The 15,760-nt window shown below is 66.3% G+C and carries 19 protein-coding genes; 8 read left to right on the top strand and 11 right to left on the bottom strand.

The window, feature by feature from the left end; translation table 11 throughout:
• Window positions 1–28 precede the first annotated feature (28 nt).
• Complete coding sequence (locus KM135_RS06945) at window positions 29–352, bottom strand: DUF1905 domain-containing protein (protein WP_221713261.1); 324 nt, start codon at window positions 350–352, stop codon at window positions 29–31.
• Window positions 353–360: 8 nt separating this feature from the next.
• On the bottom strand, window positions 361–1,836 hold the full coding sequence (gene xseA, locus KM135_RS06940; RefSeq protein ID WP_221713260.1) for an exodeoxyribonuclease VII large subunit: 1,476 nt from the start codon (window positions 1,834–1,836) through the stop codon (window positions 361–363).
• On the opposite strand from xseA, the gene purD reads away from it, so the two are divergent.
• The 4 genes from purD to KM135_RS06920 all read left to right on the top strand — a co-directional run bounded on the left by purD (window position 1,835) and on the right by KM135_RS06920 (window position 5,084).
• On the top strand, window positions 1,835–3,115 hold the full coding sequence (gene purD / locus KM135_RS06935; RefSeq protein ID WP_221713259.1) for a phosphoribosylamine--glycine ligase: 1,281 nt from the start codon (window positions 1,835–1,837) through the stop codon (window positions 3,113–3,115). The two genes, xseA and purD, sit on opposite strands and share 2 nt — an antisense overlap.
• A gap of 116 nt (window positions 3,116–3,231) precedes the next feature.
• Window positions 3,232–3,858 (top strand): OmpA family protein, encoded by a 627-nt coding sequence (locus tag KM135_RS20145; protein WP_221713258.1) that lies wholly within the window; start codon window positions 3,232–3,234, stop codon window positions 3,856–3,858.
• Between the two features lie 82 nt (window positions 3,859–3,940).
• Window positions 3,941–4,597: a hypothetical protein gene (locus tag KM135_RS06925; protein WP_221713257.1), complete on the top strand. Its 657-nt coding sequence runs from the start codon at window positions 3,941–3,943 to the stop codon at window positions 4,595–4,597.
• A gap of 28 nt (window positions 4,598–4,625) precedes the next feature.
• Window positions 4,626–5,084, top strand: a complete 459-nt coding sequence (locus tag KM135_RS06920) for a GNAT family N-acetyltransferase (protein WP_221713256.1) — start codon at window positions 4,626–4,628, stop codon at window positions 5,082–5,084.
• 7 nt (window positions 5,085–5,091) lie between these two features.
• Here the strand turns inward: KM135_RS06920 and KM135_RS06915 are convergent, their stop codons facing one another.
• On the bottom strand, window positions 5,092–6,408 hold the full coding sequence (locus KM135_RS06915; protein ID WP_221713255.1) for a hemolysin family protein: 1,317 nt from the start codon (window positions 6,406–6,408) through the stop codon (window positions 5,092–5,094).
• 185 nt (window positions 6,409–6,593) lie between these two features.
• Between KM135_RS06915 and KM135_RS06910 the strand changes: the two genes are divergently transcribed.
• Window positions 6,594–7,274: a YiaD family glycine zipper/OmpA-like lipoprotein gene (locus KM135_RS06910; protein ID WP_221713254.1), complete on the top strand. Its 681-nt coding sequence runs from the start codon at window positions 6,594–6,596 to the stop codon at window positions 7,272–7,274.
• Between the two features lie 130 nt (window positions 7,275–7,404).
• Here the strand turns inward: KM135_RS06910 and KM135_RS06905 are convergent, their stop codons facing one another.
• Genes KM135_RS06905 through KM135_RS06885 form a run of 5 tightly spaced genes read right to left on the bottom strand, consistent with a single transcriptional unit; the run spans window position 7,405 to window position 10,296 of the window.
• Window positions 7,405–8,025, bottom strand: a complete 621-nt coding sequence (locus KM135_RS06905) for a MarC family protein (protein WP_221713253.1) — start codon at window positions 8,023–8,025, stop codon at window positions 7,405–7,407.
• Window positions 8,022–8,786, bottom strand: a complete 765-nt coding sequence (locus tag KM135_RS06900) for a Cif family virulence factor (RefSeq protein ID WP_221713252.1) — start codon at window positions 8,784–8,786, stop codon at window positions 8,022–8,024. Before KM135_RS06900 ends, KM135_RS06905 begins: the two co-directional genes overlap by 4 nt.
• Window positions 8,783–9,676 carry a bifunctional methylenetetrahydrofolate dehydrogenase/methenyltetrahydrofolate cyclohydrolase FolD gene (gene folD / locus KM135_RS06895; RefSeq protein ID WP_221713251.1) on the bottom strand — a complete coding sequence of 298 codons (894 nt, stop codon included), beginning with the start codon at window positions 9,674–9,676 and terminating at the stop codon, window positions 8,783–8,785. Before folD ends, KM135_RS06900 begins: the two co-directional genes overlap by 4 nt.
• A complete protein-coding gene (locus KM135_RS06890) occupies window positions 9,673–9,996 on the bottom strand; it encodes a DUF167 family protein (protein WP_221713250.1) in 324 nt (107 codons plus the stop codon). The genes folD and KM135_RS06890 overlap by 4 nt, the downstream gene beginning before the upstream one ends.
• Window positions 9,997–9,999: 3 nt before the next feature.
• On the bottom strand, window positions 10,000–10,296 hold the full coding sequence (locus KM135_RS06885; protein WP_221713249.1) for a YggT family protein: 297 nt from the start codon (window positions 10,294–10,296) through the stop codon (window positions 10,000–10,002).
• Window positions 10,297–10,815: 519 nt separating this feature from the next.
• Between KM135_RS06885 and KM135_RS06880 the strand changes: the two genes are divergently transcribed.
• Window positions 10,816–11,178, top strand: coding sequence for a response regulator (locus tag KM135_RS06880; RefSeq protein ID WP_221713248.1), 363 nt, complete (start codon window positions 10,816–10,818; stop codon window positions 11,176–11,178).
• 3 nt (window positions 11,179–11,181) lie between these two features.
• Here the strand turns inward: KM135_RS06880 and argB are convergent, their stop codons facing one another.
• Window positions 11,182–12,099, bottom strand: a complete 918-nt coding sequence (argB, locus tag KM135_RS06875) for an acetylglutamate kinase (protein WP_221713548.1) — start codon at window positions 12,097–12,099, stop codon at window positions 11,182–11,184.
• Window positions 12,100–12,131: 32 nt separating this feature from the next.
• A complete protein-coding gene (locus tag KM135_RS06870) occupies window positions 12,132–12,695 on the bottom strand; it encodes a TetR/AcrR family transcriptional regulator (RefSeq protein ID WP_221713247.1) in 564 nt (187 codons plus the stop codon).
• A 94-nt stretch (window positions 12,696–12,789) separates the two neighbouring features.
• On the opposite strand from KM135_RS06870, the gene KM135_RS06865 reads away from it, so the two are divergent.
• Window positions 12,790–13,452 carry a glutathione S-transferase family protein gene (locus KM135_RS06865; protein ID WP_221713246.1) on the top strand — a complete coding sequence of 221 codons (663 nt, stop codon included), beginning with the start codon at window positions 12,790–12,792 and terminating at the stop codon, window positions 13,450–13,452.
• Between the two features lie 147 nt (window positions 13,453–13,599).
• On the opposite strand, the gene KM135_RS06860 is transcribed toward KM135_RS06865, so the two are convergent.
• Window positions 13,600–14,256, bottom strand: coding sequence for a queuosine precursor transporter (locus tag KM135_RS06860; protein ID WP_221713245.1), 657 nt, complete (start codon window positions 14,254–14,256; stop codon window positions 13,600–13,602).
• 132 nt (window positions 14,257–14,388) lie between these two features.
• Between KM135_RS06860 and KM135_RS06855 the strand changes: the two genes are divergently transcribed.
• Window positions 14,389–15,711, top strand: coding sequence for an amidohydrolase (locus KM135_RS06855; protein WP_221713244.1), 1,323 nt, complete (start codon window positions 14,389–14,391; stop codon window positions 15,709–15,711).
• Window positions 15,712–15,760 lie beyond the last annotated feature (49 nt).

The following is a 15,760-nucleotide window of genomic DNA, read 5'->3' as shown; positions in this document are numbered from 1 at the left end:
AAGGCCGCTCGGGGCGAACCGCACGCTGTCAGCGTTTGCGGCGCGGCACGACCGTCATTTCGACGGTGACACGATCGCCGATCGCGATATCGGCCTTGAGGCGCACCGCGTCGCGCAGCGGCAGATAGTAAGTGCCGTCCTTGGGAAAAAGCGAGGTCTGGAACGCCGCCTCGCCGATCACAGCCTCGACCGGGATCATGCCCCAGCCATAAGTGACGGCCCGCGCGGCATCCCTCACCTCCTCGGCCAGATCGGGCGGTAGGACGAGGAAGAAGTACGGCGACGGTCCGCGCCAGTGGAGGACGTCCGCCGTGAAGCCGAAGCTCGGCAGAGGGAGGACATCGCCGTACATCACGGCCGTCAGTCGAACAGGTCGGTCTGGCCCGGGGGGGCGGGCGCGACCTTGCGCGCCGGCCGGGGCGCAGGCGGTGCCGGCGGCTCCGGTCGCGTCTCGCCCGTGATCGCGGCAACCTCGCCATCGGCGAACTTCAGTGTCACCTGTCCGGCCGCCCGCGCCGCGTCCGCCGAGCGGACTAATACGCCGCTCGCCATGACACGCGCGAAGCCGCGCGAGAGCGGCGCATCCGGATTGAGCGACTGGGCAAGGCGCCACAGCCCGTCGAACTGGCGCTGCGAATCCGCTAGTAGCCGCTCCAGTAGCACGGGCGACAGGCGCACTGCCGCAAGCTGTTGACGCCCGCGCGCGACCTTGGCGTCGAGCAGGGCCGGTCGCAGGGCACCGCCTGCATCCGCGAGCTCGTGCCGCGCTCGCGTCAGCCGATGCGACAGCCCGCGACGCAGGCGATCGCCCAGATCGTCGGCCCGTTGCCGCGCCTGCCCGAGCAGCACGTCCGGCTTGGGCAGCAATCGTCTCTGGGCTTCCAGGCGCTCGCGTGAGCGCTCCACGCCGCGCGCCAGGCACCGCCGCATGCGCGCATCGAGCTCCGCGACATTGGCCATGAGCTCGGCGCGCACGGGCACTGCCATCTCGGCGGCAGCCGTCGGTGTCGGAGCGCGCAAGTCCGCGGCGAAATCGCACAGCGTCGTATCGGTCTCGTGCCCGACGGCGGAGATGATCGGGATCGGCGAGGCCGCGACGGCCCGCACCACGATCTCCTCGTTGAACGTCCAGAGATCCTCGATCGAGCCGCCGCCGCGCGCGACGATCACGACATCGGGCCGCGGGACCGGCCCATCGACGGGCAGCGCGCCGAAACCACGCACGGCATTCGCCACCTGCGCCGCTGCGCCGTCGCCCTGCACCAGCACCGGCCAGAGCAGCACGCGGCTCGGGAAGCGATCGCCGAGGCGATGCAGGATATCGCGAATGACCGCGCCGGTTGGCGACGTCACCACGCCGATCACGTGCGGCAGCATCGGGATCGGCCGGCGCCTGGCGGGATCGAACAGGCCTTCCTCGGTCAGCTTCGCCTTCAGCTTCTCGAAGAGCTGCATGAGCGCGCCTTCGCCGGCCAGCTCCATGCTTTCGATGACGATCTGATATTTGCTGCGGCCGGGATAGGTGGTGACCTTGCCGGTGACGATGACATCCAGCCCGTCCTCCGGCGCGAAGGCCAGCCGCCCCGCCGTTCCCTTCCACATCACGCCGTCGATCAGTGCCGCATCGTCCTTGAGCGCCAGATAAGCATGACCCGACGCGGCCCGCTTCCAGCCCGAAATTTCGCCGCGCAGCCGCACATGGCCGAAGCGATCCTCGACCGTGCGCTTGAGCTGCGACGACAATTCCGAGACGCTGACCGGGGGCTGATTGTCCCCCTGCCGTTCCTGCGCTAACAGGCGGCCGGACGCATCGAACCGGACGGGACCCTCTTCCATGAATATCCTTCTGCTCGGCAGTGGCGGCCGCGAACATGCCCTTGCCTGGAAGCTGGCGCAATCGCCACGCTGCTCGGCGCTGTTCGCCGCGCCGGGCAATCCGGGCATAGCGGCGCATGCCGTGCTGGTCGACCTCGACTTGGCCGATCATGCGGCCGTCGTGGGCTTTTGCCAGGTGCAGCAGATTGGCCTCGTCGTCGTCGGTCCCGAAGCGCCGCTGGTCGACGGTATCGCGGACAGCCTGCGCGCTGCGGGCTTCGCCGTCTTCGGCCCGGGCAAGGCGGCCGCGCAGCTCGAAGGGTCGAAGGGCTTCACCAAGGATCTCTGCCGCGAGGCGGATATCCCGACCGCGGGCTATATCCGCTGCACGCAGGCCGATCAGGCACTGGCTGCGCTCGCCGACTTCTCGCTGCCTGTCGTCGTGAAGGCGGACGGGCTTGCGGCCGGCAAGGGAGTCATCATCGCCCAGACCCGCGAGGAGGCGGAAGCTGCGATCACCGACATGTTCGGCGGCAGCTTCGGCGCGTCCGGCGCAGAAGTGGTAATCGAGGAGTTTATGGACGGCGAGGAAGCCAGCTTCTTCGCCCTCACGGACGGGACGAGCGTCGTCCCCTTCGGCACGGCGCAGGATCACAAGCGGGTCGGCGATGGCGACACCGGCCCCAACACTGGTGGCATGGGCGCCTACAGCCCCGCCTCGGTGCTGACGCCCGCCATCGAGACCGACATCATGGCGCGCATCATCACGCCGACCGTCGAGACGCTCGCGGCGCGCGGCACGCCCTTTTCCGGCGTGCTGTTCCTCGGCGTCATGCTGACCGCGCAAGGCCCCAAGCTCATCGAATATAATTGCCGTTTCGGGGATCCCGAGTGCGAAGTGCTGATGCTGCGGCTGGAGAGCGATCTGGTCGATCTGCTGCTCGCCGTCGCGCAGGGCCGGCTCGCCGGTGCGCCGCCCGCGGTCTTTTCGAAGGACGCCGCGCTGACCGTCGTGATGGCAGCCAAAGGCTATCCCGGCACGCCGGAGAAGGGTGCGCCGATCACCCTGCCGGATGCACCGAAAGGCTCCGTCATCTTCCATGCGGGTACGGCCGAAAAGGGCGCGCTCATCGCCAATGGCGGCCGCGTGCTGGCGGTGACGGCGCTCGGGCGCCGCGTGACCGATGCGCAGGACGCCGCCTATGCGCTGGTCGATCGTATCGACTTTCCGGGCGGCTTCTGCCGGCGCGATATCGGCTGGCGGGAAGTGGCGCGCGAGGCGCTCGCGCAGGCCGACTGAACCGCCGTCCGTCGCCCGAGTCTCATATCGGAACGACCTTCGCGCGCGGGGGTTGATGGTAAACGCCGAAACTGTCAGCTTCTCTCCCCGGGTGAAATGTGGGGAGAAGCGTCATCGTGCATGACGGTCTCAAAATTGCGGTCGGTGCTGGCGTCACGGCGCTGATAGCCTTGGGATTACATGGCCCGCTCGGGCAGGGCGCTGCGTTCGAGAGGATCGCCGGCGACGTCGAGGTCGCATCTCAGGGAACAACCGCCGCAACGGCGGACCTGCCGCCGGCCAATGCCGTCGCGCTCGCCGTGAAGACGGACGTGCCACCGGCCTTGGTCAACAAGCCCTTGCCGCCCGTACGGATCGCCACCGGACCGGTGCCGTCGGGCCAGTGCCAGCAGGCAGTGGACGGTGCGGTGGGCGGTCGCGTGATGAGCTTCCAGCCCGGCAGCGCCTGGCTCAACGCGACGACGCGCGCGATCGTCAAGGACGTTGCCGCGACGCTCAAGCATTGCAGCGGCTATGCGCTTGAAGTGGCTGGTCACACCGACAATCAGGGCGATGAGGGGATCAACCGCATCATGTCCGAAGAGCGGGCGAAGCGGGTACGAGACGAGCTCGTTGCCAGAGGCGTATCGGACAAGCTGCTGAGTGCGCGGGGCTATGGTTCCAGCCGTCCCGTCCGCGCCGGTCAGGCAGGCGATCCCGCCAATCGCCGCATTACCTTCACCGTCTCGGCGGGAGGCGCCTGATGCTGCTTCTGAAGACCCTGCTGCTGTTCGGCATCGCCTTCGCGCTCGGCCTGGGCGCGGCCGCGGCGATCTGGAGGCGCTCATGATCGCGCTGATCGGCTTCTACTGGTACGGACTCCTCATCGTGCTCGGCATCGGCTTCTTCACCGGCTGGCATATCTGGCGCCATCAACCGGTGCCGGCGCCGATCGTGCTTGGGCTCGACGACGAGCTGATCGATTGGCCGAAGCCGGACTATGCGCCTCCGCCTTCTTCCATTCGGCCCCCCGCGCTTGTTACCGAGCCAGAGGTTGCCGATGGGGCGTCACTCTCCGAGAAGATCGCTCCCGATGCCGCAGGGAGCGAGGAGGGAGGAGAGACCGCGCCGGCGCTGCTCACCGATGTGCCGGGGAACGAGACGACTCCCGAACAGGATGCGACGGCTGCCGATGCAGCGCCCGCACATCAGCCGCCGATGGACGAGCTCGGGCCGGCCATTGCCGCGCAGCAGGACGAGGTGCCGGACGATCTGACGATGATCAAGGGCATCGGTCCGGAGATCGACGCGGCACTGCGCAGTCTGGGCGTGCAGCGCTTCGGGGACATTGCAGGCTGGATGCCGGAGGATATCGAGCGGATCGACGGCGAACTCGGTGTCTTCAAGGGCCGGATCCTCCGTGACGAGTGGATCGCGCAGGCCCGGCTGCTGGCGCGCGGCGACATGGAAAGCTTCGAGCAGCGCTACGGCCATCTTTCCTGAGCGGGCGCATTGATGCCATGAGGGCGTCATGAGGATCGAACCCGTCACGACCGCGCTGGAGCCGGTGCGCGCGCTGATCGCGCTGCATCTGGCCGGCATGCATGCCAGTTCCCCGCCGGAGAGCGTCTTCGCGCTCGATCTCTCGGGCTATGCCAAGCCCAATCTCACGCTCTGGGGCGCCTGGCGCGGCGAAGCGCTGGCGGGAATGATCGCGCTGCAGCGGCTCGACGCCCGGCACGGCGAGATCAAGTCGATGCGCACGCATCCCGACCATCTGCGACAGGGTGTCGCGAAGGCGCTATTGCTCCATCTGCTGGCGCAAGCCCACATCGAGGGGCTGGCAATATTGTCGCTGGAGACCGGCAGCGCGCCGGAGTTCGAGCCGGCGCTTGCGCTCTACCGTGCCAATGGCTTCGTCGAGGGCGAGGCGTTCAGCGACTATCAGCCGAATGCGTTCAGCCGCTTCTTCCATCTGCCGCTGGCCTGAAAACGGCTCAGTCCGTCTCCGCGCTGATCAGCAGCTTGTCGATCTTGCGGCCGTCCATATCGACGATCTCGAAGCGCCAGCCCTGCTCACTGAAATGGTCGCCTTCCTCGGGCAGGCGGCGCAGCACCGCGAGCGCGAAACCTGCGACGGTCGCATAGTCGCGGTCTTCCGAAAGATCGAGGTCGAGCTTCTCCGCGAGCGCGTCGACCGGCATCTGCCCCGACACCAGCAGCGAGCCATCCTCGCGCTCCGTCACCATCGGGTGTGCGTAGAGATCCTGATCGGATACGAACTCGCCGGCGATCGCCGACATGAGGTCGGACGGGGTCACGATCCCTTCGAAATGGCCATATTCGTCATGGACCATGACCATGGGCACGTCCGCTTCCCGCAGCCGGTTGAGCGCATCCATCGCATCGACCTGATCGGGCAGGATCGAGACCGGCGACAGCAGCTTTTCCAGATCGATCGTCTCGCTGCGCAGCAGCGCCGACATGACGTCCCGTGCCTGGATGACGCCGATGATGTTCTCGACCGTGCCGCGGGCGACGGGCAGGCGGGTGTGCGGGGTGTCGAGCAGCCGCGCGCGCGTCTCTTCCGGCGGTGCGTCGGCATCCAGCCAGTCGACATCGCGGCGCGGCGTCATCACTTCGCGCACCGGCCGGTCGGCGAGACGCACCACGCCCGAGATGATCGCGCGCTCGCTTTCCTCGATCACGCCATGGCGGCTTGCCTCGGCGACGATGAGCTGCAGCTCCTCGGCCGTGACATGATCGGCTGTCTCCGGCTTCATGCGGAACAGGCGGAAAATGAGCGCGCTCGAGCCATCCAGCAGCCACACCAGCGGCGCGGTGATCTTGGAGAGCCAGATCATCGGCGGTGCGACCAGCGCCGCTAGCGGCTCCGGATTGCGCAGCGCATATTGTTTGGGCACGAGCTCGCCGATGATCAGCGACACATAGGTCGTGAGGATGATCGCGACGGCGAAGCCGGCATTTTCCGCCGTCTCGGGCGAAAGGCCGAACAGCTCCAGATATTTGCCCAGCGGTCCGCCGAGCTTGTCGCCGGAAAAGGCGCCCGACAGGACGGAAATGCCGGTGATGCCGATCTGTACCGTGGAAAGGAAGCGCCCCGGATCGGCCGAGAGTGCCAGCGCGGCATTGGCGCCGCGCTTGCCGACCTTGGCCATGGCCTGAAGGCGCGGACGGCGCGACGAGACGATGGCAAGCTCCGACATGGCGAAGACGCCGTTGAGCGCGATCAGGGCCAGCACGATGGCGGCATCGATCCAGGGAAAGGCGGGCAGGGTTTGGGAAAGGGGCATCGAACCGCGCCCTTCTTAGCCGCCTTTTGCCGTCCGCCACAAGGCTCGTGCGCCATGCGCCCGTGAGAAGATGTGACAAAACTGAACGCAGGACGACGGACCGTTCAGGGAACGATCAGCGCCTCCGATCCATTTTGAACAGACAGGCTCCGGTTCGGGGCAGAATAGCCGATGGGAGACAAGAGATGAATTTCCGCAGCCACAGCAGAGCCGCACTGGCGGCAACGATGATCGGCGCGCTGGCCCTTGGCGGCTGCGTCACCGATCCGGAGACCGGCAACAAGCGGATTTCCAAGGCCGCGATCGGCGGCGTCGGCGGCGCGCTGGGCGGCTATCTGCTGGGCGATCTGCTCGGCGGCCGCAACGACCGCACGGAGAAGATCGTCGGTGCCGGCATCGGTGCGATCGCGGGCGCGGGCGTCGGCGCGTACATGGACGCGCAGGAGAAGAAGCTCCGAGAACAGACCGCAGGGACCGGCGTGGACGTCGTCCGTCAGGGTGACGAACTGCTGCTCCGCATGCCGTCGGGCATCACATTCGCGACCAACCAGTCGGCCATCCAGCCGCAGTTCCAGTCGACGCTCGATCAGGTCGCCCAGACACTGTCGGAATATCCCAAGACCGCGATCGACGTGCTTGGCCACACGGATTCGGACGGCACGGAAGCCTATAATCAGACGCTCTCGGAGCGTCGCGCGCAGAGCGTGGCAGGCTATCTCTCCAGCCATGGCGTCGCCTCGGTGCGCATGGCGACCATGGGCTATGGCGAGACCCGCCCGATCGCGAGCAACGAAACGATCGACGGCAAGGCGCAGAACCGCCGCGTCGAGATCAAGATTGTGCCGGCTGTTGAGGGTGCAGGCTAATCCCCATCAACCGTTCCCCGGCGCAGGCCGGGGTCCAGTCCCACAAGGAGGCATGCGGGAGCATGCATTCGGCGCGCCGCGCTGAGCCTGGACCCCGGCCTGCGCCGGGGAACAGCAAGTTCTCAACGAGCTAGAGAATGCTGCCTTCCAGCCCGTCCAGCACGAACTGGACGGCGAGCGCGGCGAGGATGACGCCGAGCAGGCGCGTGATGACGGCTTCCACCTGATTGCCGAACAGGCGCATGAGCGGCCCGATGGTCAGCATCGCGACAGCCAATATGACAAGGTTTGCCGCCAGCGCGCCTAGCACGACAAAGCTTTGCTCCATGCCCTGCGCGCGCGCCATCAACAGCATGACCGTCGCGATCGAACCGGGCCCGGCGATCATCGGCATGGCCATGGGGAAGATCGAGACATCCTCGATCTCCGGCGTTTCCTTGATCTTCTGCGCACGATCCTCGCGGCGCTGGGTGCGTTTCTCGAACACCATGTCCATCGCGATGAAGAACAGCATGATGCCGCCGGCGATGCGGAATGCTTCCAGGCTGATGCCGAGCAGGCGCAGGAAATCCTCGCCCACCGCCGCGAAGGCCAGCAGGATCAGCGTCGCCACGATCACCGCGCGGATCGCCATGCGGCGGCGCTGCTGCGTGCTCGCGCCGGTCGTCAGGCCATAGAAGATGGGTGCGCAACCCGGCGGATCGATGACCACGAAGAGCGTGATGAACGCCGAGATGAACAGCTCCATCATGAGGCCGCTCCGGGCGCCGTTTCGTTGAGCACGGTCTGCTCGCCGTTCTCGGCGCGCAGCGTGACGACGAAGCTGGTGTCGCGCTCGCTTTTGGTCCAGCGCCAGCGCAGCGAGCCGTCATTGGACTGGCCGTCTCCGCTCGCCGGCGGGGGGTTGGGAATCAGCACGACGTCCTGCCGGGACTCACGCTGGCCGTCCCCACGCTCGCCGCGCGGCGGGCGGCCGTCGATGCCCTCATCGGGACCATCGGCGGAGCGGCGCATGCCTGGCCCACATTTGGCGATCCGGCCCTCGATCATCACTTCTTCCTGCGGCGGGATCTGCGTGCCGCTGCCGAAGTCGATGACCCATTTGTAGCCACCGTCCTTCTGGCGCCGCCAGATCGTGCTGAACGTCCCGGTCGAGCCGTCCGGCCGCGTCCACGGCCCGGTCGAGAGCGCATAGCTACCGTCGCAGGAGACGAACACCCGATAGGGTTGCCAGGCGATGGCCTTTGGCGGATCGGCGCGCTTCTTGAGCCAGGTCTGCGCATTGACGGCATCCGGCACGAACATGACCGCGTCCTTGTCCGCGGTCTCGCGGAAGGCGGTCCATTGCCCCTTTTCCTGCGCGAGCCGGGCGAAGCCGAGTTCGGCCGAGACGATCGCGCTCGGATTGGCGCTCATCGGTCCGCCGCGCATCGGCCTTCGCGGCTGGGCATCGGCGAGCGAGGCGCTGAGCAGCAGCGCGACGCTCGCAGTCAGAGTGGCAAGGCGGCTCAAAGGCCCTCGGGGGCCGGCAGGCCAGCGCGCAGATGCGCGGCGGCCAGCGTGTTGCGCATGAGCACGGCGATGGTCATGGGACCCACGCCGCCCGGCACCGGCGTGATGCCGGCGACATGGCTGATCGCGCCCGCCGTATCGACGTCGCCGACCAGCTTGGTCTTGCCTTCTTCCTCGGCCGGCACGCGGTTGATGCCGACGTCGATCACGGTCGCGCCGGGCTTTATCCAGCTGCCCTTGATCATCTCGGGGCGGCCGACGGCGGCCACGACGATGTCCGCCTGATGCACGACGCTGGCGAGATCCTGCGTGCGGCTGTGCGCGATCGTCACGGTCGCGTTGGCGTTCAGCAGCAGCTGCGCCATCGGCTTGCCGACCAGGATCGAGCGGCCGACGACGACGGCATTCTTGCCGGAAAGATCGCCAAGCTCGTCCTGGAGAAGCATGAGACTGCCGAGCGGCGTGCAGGGCACGAGGCCGGGCAGGCCGAGCGCGAGGCGGCCGGTGCTGATCGGGGTCAGACCATCGACATCCTTGTCGGGATTGATGAGCTCGACCACTGCCTGCTCGTCGAGATGCTTGGGCAGCGGCAACTGCACGAGGATGCCGTCCACGCGCGGATCGCCATTCAGCTCCTCGACCAGTTCCATCAGCTCTTCCTGGCTGATGCTGGCCGGGCGCTTGAACTCGAAGCTCTCCATGCCGAGCTGGATCGTCATCTTGTGCTTGGAGCGGACATAGACGGCGCTGGCCGGGTCTTCGCCGACGAGCACGACCGCGAGACCCGGCTTGCGACCCTGGCTCTGCGTGAACTTGGCGACGCCTTGCGCTACCTTGTCCTGCACCTTCGCCGCGAAGGCCTTGCCGTCGATTGTCTTGCCCAGAGTCATCTCTCGTTCCGTTCCTGTTTTGCGATCGTCTTCAATAGCGCCTCGGCCGCGTCGCCGCCGCCGGAAATTCGCAGGCGCTTTAGCCGGTTGGTATCGCCTGTCTCCAGCAAAATCGACGCGCGCGGGAACCCGAGCCGGGCGGCAAGCAGCGCGATCAGCGCTGCATTGGCCTTGCCCTTCTCGGGCGGCGTGGCGACGCTCGCCTGCAGCCAGCGCTGGCCGGCCGAATCAGTGAAGGTGCCACCGATCCGCTCACGCGCGGATTTCGGCGTCAGGCGGATGGCAACGAGAAGGTCGGCTCCGTCGCGGCGGACCGGCACGGCTCAGGTCAGCAGCAGCGAGGACAATGCGGTGAGGCCGGGGCCTTGCAGGATGATGATGATGATGAGTACGACCATCGGCGAGAGATCGAGCGCGCCAAGATCCGGCATGATGCGGCGGATCGGCCGGTAAAGCGGCTCGGTCAGCCGATCGAGCGCGACCCAGATGCTGCGCACGATGTCGTTGCTCGTATTGATGACGTTGAAGGCGATGAGCCAGCTCAGGATCGCCTGCACGATGATGATCCACCATGCCACGTTAAGCAGGATCGCCAGCGTCTGGAGAAGGGCAAGGGCCATGAAATGTCCTGTGGAAAGAAATCCCGGAGAGTCTAGCCCAGCTAATACACCTCTCGCAAGCGCTTAGGGTGGTTGGGCGAATTCGGAACGACCGGTTGCGACGATATTGCCGCCGCTGCCACCCCACAGCTGCCGTTGCAACGGCATGAGCACAGATTTGGGCGCCCGGTCGCATCGGAACCGTTTCCGGAACCATGCATTGGTTTGCCGCATGTTGACAGACACGCTTCCGCCGTCGGGTCAGATCGAGAATGGGGGCGATCTTCTCCCACAAGATCGCCCCCAAGCCTCAGCATCAGGATGCGAGACATATTGGGCCAAACTCGGACCTTTGTATCAAGTTCCCCGGCGCATCGCGTCGCGACGGCTTGCGCTGCACCAATTTGAGACAGGCTCTCCCCTTGCACGCCGCGATAGACGACTTGGGACGCCTTGCGGCCAAAGCACGATCGGGAAACATCCCGGCCTCGCAGCGTTCCATCGCCCGCCACGAAGAAGCCATCCAAGCGCGCCGCGCCCATGCATGTTCTGATCATCGAAGACGACACATTGCTCGCGATGAGCGTCCAGGCTCTGATCGAGGATCTCGGAGCGGTGAGTACGATGATCGTCTGTTCCGAGCAGGCGGCCATCGCGCAGGCCGAGCGTTATCGCCCCAATCTTATCATTTCGGACCTTCATCTGGGCGACGGGCTGGGACATGCCGCAGTGCAGACGATCCGATCGACGGTCGGCACCATTCCGGTCGTCTATGTCACAGGCGATCCGCAGGAAGCCAGACGACTGGATCCGACCGCGCTGGTCCTGAGCAAGCCGCTCAAGGTGACCGAGCTGATCGCCGCGATCGAACGGCTCAAGCCGCTGATCATCGACGCGGCGTGAGCCTCACATATGAACGAGAGTGCCCGCGCCTTCATGGGTGAAGATTTCGAGCAGCATCACATGCGGCACGCGGCCGTCCAGGATGACCGCCGCATCGACACCGCCCTCGACCGCCTTCACGCAGGTCTCGACCTTGGGGATCATGCCGCCGGAAATAGTGCCGTCCGCAACGAGGCCGCCGATCCTTTCAGGATCGAGATCGGACAGCAGCTCCTTGTCCTTGCTGAGCACGCCGGGGACGTCGGTCAGCAGGAAGAAGCGCCGTGCCTTGAGCTCGGCCGCGATGGCGCCGGCCATGGTGTCGGCGTTGACATTGTAGGTATGTCCATCGGCGCCGATGCCGACCGGGGCGACGACCGGGATGATGCCGTCGCTCGAGAGACTGTCGAGAATGCGCCGGTCGACCTTCACCGGATCGCCCACGAAGCCGAGATCGACATTGCGCTCGATCCCGCTGTTGGGATCGGGCTCCCGCTTGTCGCCGACCTTTTCGCAGAGGACGAGGCCCGCATCCTTGCCGGAAATGCCAACCGCGCGGCCGCCCGCGCCGGCGATCCAGCCGACGATCTGCTTGTTGATCGATCCGGCGAGGACCATCTCGGCGATCTCGGCCGTCTCGGCATCGGTGACGCGCAGGCCGTTCACGAACTTGCTCTCGACGCCGAGCTTCTTGAGCATCGCGCCGATCTGCGGGCCGCCGCCATGGACGACCACGACATTGATGCCGACCATCTTCATGAGGACGACATCCTCGGCGAAGTCGCGCGCCGCTTCCGGATCGCCCATGGCATGGCCGCCATATTTCACCACAAACGTCTCGCCCGCATAGCGCTGCATATAGGGCAGGGCTTCGGTGAGGGTCTCGGCCTTGGCGAGCAGGGCAGGGTCGGGCGCGTAGCGATCGGTCATGCGCGGGCGCATAGGCGCTTCTTGGGTTGCCTGCAAGAAAGCGGTCAGGCGGGGATCAGCCCCGTGCTGCAATAGCTCGCGATGATCTCGTCATAGAGGGCGATGTCGTCGCGACTGCGAGCGATGAGCTGTGCCCCGCTGATCGCGGCGAAGATGGCGCGGGCGCGGCGCGCCTTCGCACGCGGCGTCGCGCCGAGCTCGGCCTCGGCAAGAATGCGCGAGAGCCAGTCGATATTCACGTCCGCAAAGGCCTGTACCTGCGCCTTCACGGCGTCGGGCAGATCGTCATGTTCGGCGGCCATGAAGCCGCACAGGCACATGCGATTGCCGTTGGCCAGCGCGACGCGGAAAATGCCGGCATAGCGCCGCAAACGGATCCCGAGGTCGCCGGTTTCCTGCTCGATCGCGTCGAGCCTGGCGCGTGCATCCTCCGTGTAACGCCGCGCCAGCGCGGCGCCGAGATCGCCCTTTGTCGGGAAATGATAATGGATGCTGGCGCTCTTGATCCCGATCGCGCTGGCCAACTCGCGGAAGCTGAGGCCGCCATAGCCATGCGCCTGCGCCATCCCGCGCGCCACCGTCATGATCGTTTCGCGTGTGTCGCTCATGCTCACCTGCCTGTCTATCGATAGATAGGCATTGACAGGGTCGGCGTGCAACGCTCTTTTGCATATCTATCTACCAGTAGATAGGGAGTGAGTCGTGAAACTGTATGACCGTCAGGGAACACCCAATGCCGCCCGCATCCGTATTGTGCTTGCAGAGAAGGGGCTGGACGACAAAGTCGAGCTCATCCCCATCGATCTCGTCAATGCGCAGCAGAAGGAGGATTGGTTCCTGACGCTGAACCCGATCGGCAAGACGCCGGTGCTGGTGCTGGATGACGGGCTGGCGCTTTCGGAATCGCCAGCGATCACCGAATATCTCGATACGCTCGACGGCAACCCGACCCTTACCGGCCGGACCCCGCGCGAGCGAGCGCTGATCCAGATGATGCAGCGGCGCGTCGAGATCATGCTGCTCGATCCGATCGACGATTATTTCCATTACGGGACCAAGGGTCTCGGCGAGAAGCTGCGGCCCTGGCGCATGCCGGAGTGGGACGCGGCGGAGAAACAGGCCTGGGGCGCTCGGCGCGGGGCGCTGGCGGTGGCGAACCTGCCCTATTTCGACGGCGTGTTACGGGAACGGCCCTATCTTGCCGGGGACAGCTTCTCGCTGGCGGATATCTCGCTGTTCGCTGCCATCGCCTTCGCCACGGGTGCGGGTCTTGAGGTCGCGCCGGAACTGGAAGCGCTGGCCGACTGGCACGCGCGGGTCGATGAGCTACCGAGCGTCAAGAACCGGACCGGCAAGACCTTCTGAGACAGCCACTATCCTTCTAGCTGTTCCCCGGCGGAGGCCGGGGGCCAGACTCGGCGCGAAGCGCCGAAGGCACGCTGGCGCGTGCGTCTATTGTAGAGGACTGGACCCCGGCCTTCGCCGGGGAACAGAAAAGGCGGAAGGTCGAACCTACCCCCGCGCGTCGAGCTTCCTGCCCAGCACCACGAACGCCGTGATCAGCGGCGGCACAAGGATGACCGACAGCACCACCTTGGTGATCATCTGTCCGACCATCAGGTCCATGATCGGCCGCTCGCCATAGAAGCTGATCGTGATGAACAGCAGCGTGTCGATGATCTGCGATATGACGCTGGCGATCATGCCCCAGAGCCAGACCAGCTTGCCTGTACCGCCCGAGAGCTTCGAGAAGATCGTCACGTTCAGCGTCTGCGAGATGCCGTAGGAAATGAGACCCGCCAGCATCATCCGCGCGCCCTGGCCGACGATGATCGGGAAGGCCTCGATCGCGGGTGGGTACATGCCCTCGTCATGCGGCAGCGCGATCACGATCTGGATCAGCAGCGCCGAGACGATCAGCGGAATGAAGCCGAGGCGCACCAGCAAGGTACCGATGCGCTGCCCGTGCAGCGCCGTGACTGCGCTCGACAGGATCACCAGCAGCAGGAACGCGAAGATGCCGGCTTCGACTGCGAGCGGCCCGAGCGCGACCTGCTTGGCGCCCAGCACGCCGGCGATGCAGACCATGCCGCCGTAGAGCACCGAGAAAACGAAGAGCGACCAGGAGAGCGGCGTTTGCGCGGATGCGCTGGGAGCAGGTTCGGCCATCGAGCTGGTCTATCGGCTTTGACCGGCCGTGGAAAGAGGCGGGCGAGCGGCGGATGCCCGCATGAAATATGTTGTGCTTTGCGCGGCCCTCTGCCGATAGTGCGCCTCATATCTGAGCGGAGTCACCTGTCCATGCGCATCGTCTTTCCGGCCGCCGTCGCCCTGCTGTTCGCGAGCACCGCCGCCATCGCCGAACCGGATTACGCCGCCGCGATCCGCGCGGACTATGCGAAGGACCTCGGCAAGATGTGGGAGGATTTCCACCGCAATCCCGAGCTCTCCTTCCGCGAATATCAGACGGCGGCCAAGATGGCCGCTGCGCTGCGGGCCGTGCCTGGCATCGTCGTCACCGAGAAGGTCGGCGGCACCGGCGTGGTCGGCGTGCTGGAGAACGGCGCCGGGCCGACGGTGATGCTGCGCGCCGACATGGACGGGCTGCCGCTGGAGGAGAAATCCGGTCTCGCCGTGATGAGCAAGGCGCGGCAGGTCGGCATCGACGGCGTCGACTCCCCGGTCATGCATGCCTGCGGCCACGACACGCATATCACCGGCCTCATCGCCACCGCGCGGCGGCTGGCCGCGCTCAAGGATCGCTGGTCGGGCACGATCGTCTTCATCGCGCAGCCGGCCGAGGAGCGCCTCGGCGGCGCCATCGCGATGATCAAGGACGGGCTCTACACCCGCTTTCCCAAGCCCGATTATGCGATCGGCTGGCATGTCGATGCCTCGCGGCTGGTCGGCACTGTCTCGGCGGCCGAGGGCACGCAATATTCGTCGGGCGACGCCATCGACATCACGGTGCCTGGCATTGGCGCGCATGGCGCCGCGCCGCATCAGGGCAAGGACCCGGTCTATATGGCCTCGCAGCTCGTCATCGCGCTGCAGGGCCTGATCAGCCGCGAGCGCCCGCCGCTCGATCCCGGCGTCATCACCGTCGGCAGCTTCCATGCCGGCGCCAAGCACAACATCATTTCCGAGGAAGCCAGGCTGCAGGTGACCTTACGCGCCAACAACGAGGAACGACGCGCCGAGCTGATCGCGGGCGTCAAGCGCGTCGCGGCAGGCATTGGCGAGCTCAACGGCATGCCGAAGGACAAGATGCCGGTCGTCACCATCCCGGAAAGCACCCCTGTCACCGCCAATGATCCCGCGCTCGCCCGCCGCCTCAACGCGGCGCTCGCGACAGCGCTTGGCGCCGACCACGTCACGCCGTTCGAGCAGACCACGATGGGCTCGGAGGACTTCGCCTATTTCGTGACGGCGGACACCGGCGTGAAAGGCTATTTCTTCGCGGTCGGCGGCGCGGAAAAGGCCGCGATCGATGCCGAGAAGGCCGGCGGCCCGGCCATCCCCTCGCATCACTCGCCCTTCTTCCGGATCTCGCCAGAGCCCGCCGTCGTCACCGGCGCCACGGCGATGACCGCCGTCGTGCTGGACCTGCTGAAGAAGAGCTGATCCCACGCTCCACCCCCACCGCATTGCCGCTGCGCCGCTCGGCTGTATA

It is taken from the genome of Sphingobium xanthum (assembly GCF_019737615.1).
Taxonomy (GTDB): Bacteria; Pseudomonadota; Alphaproteobacteria; order Sphingomonadales; family Sphingomonadaceae; genus Sphingobium; species Sphingobium xanthum.
Note: the sequence above shows the minus strand (reverse complement) of the source record. Positions and strands in the feature narration are given on the sequence as shown.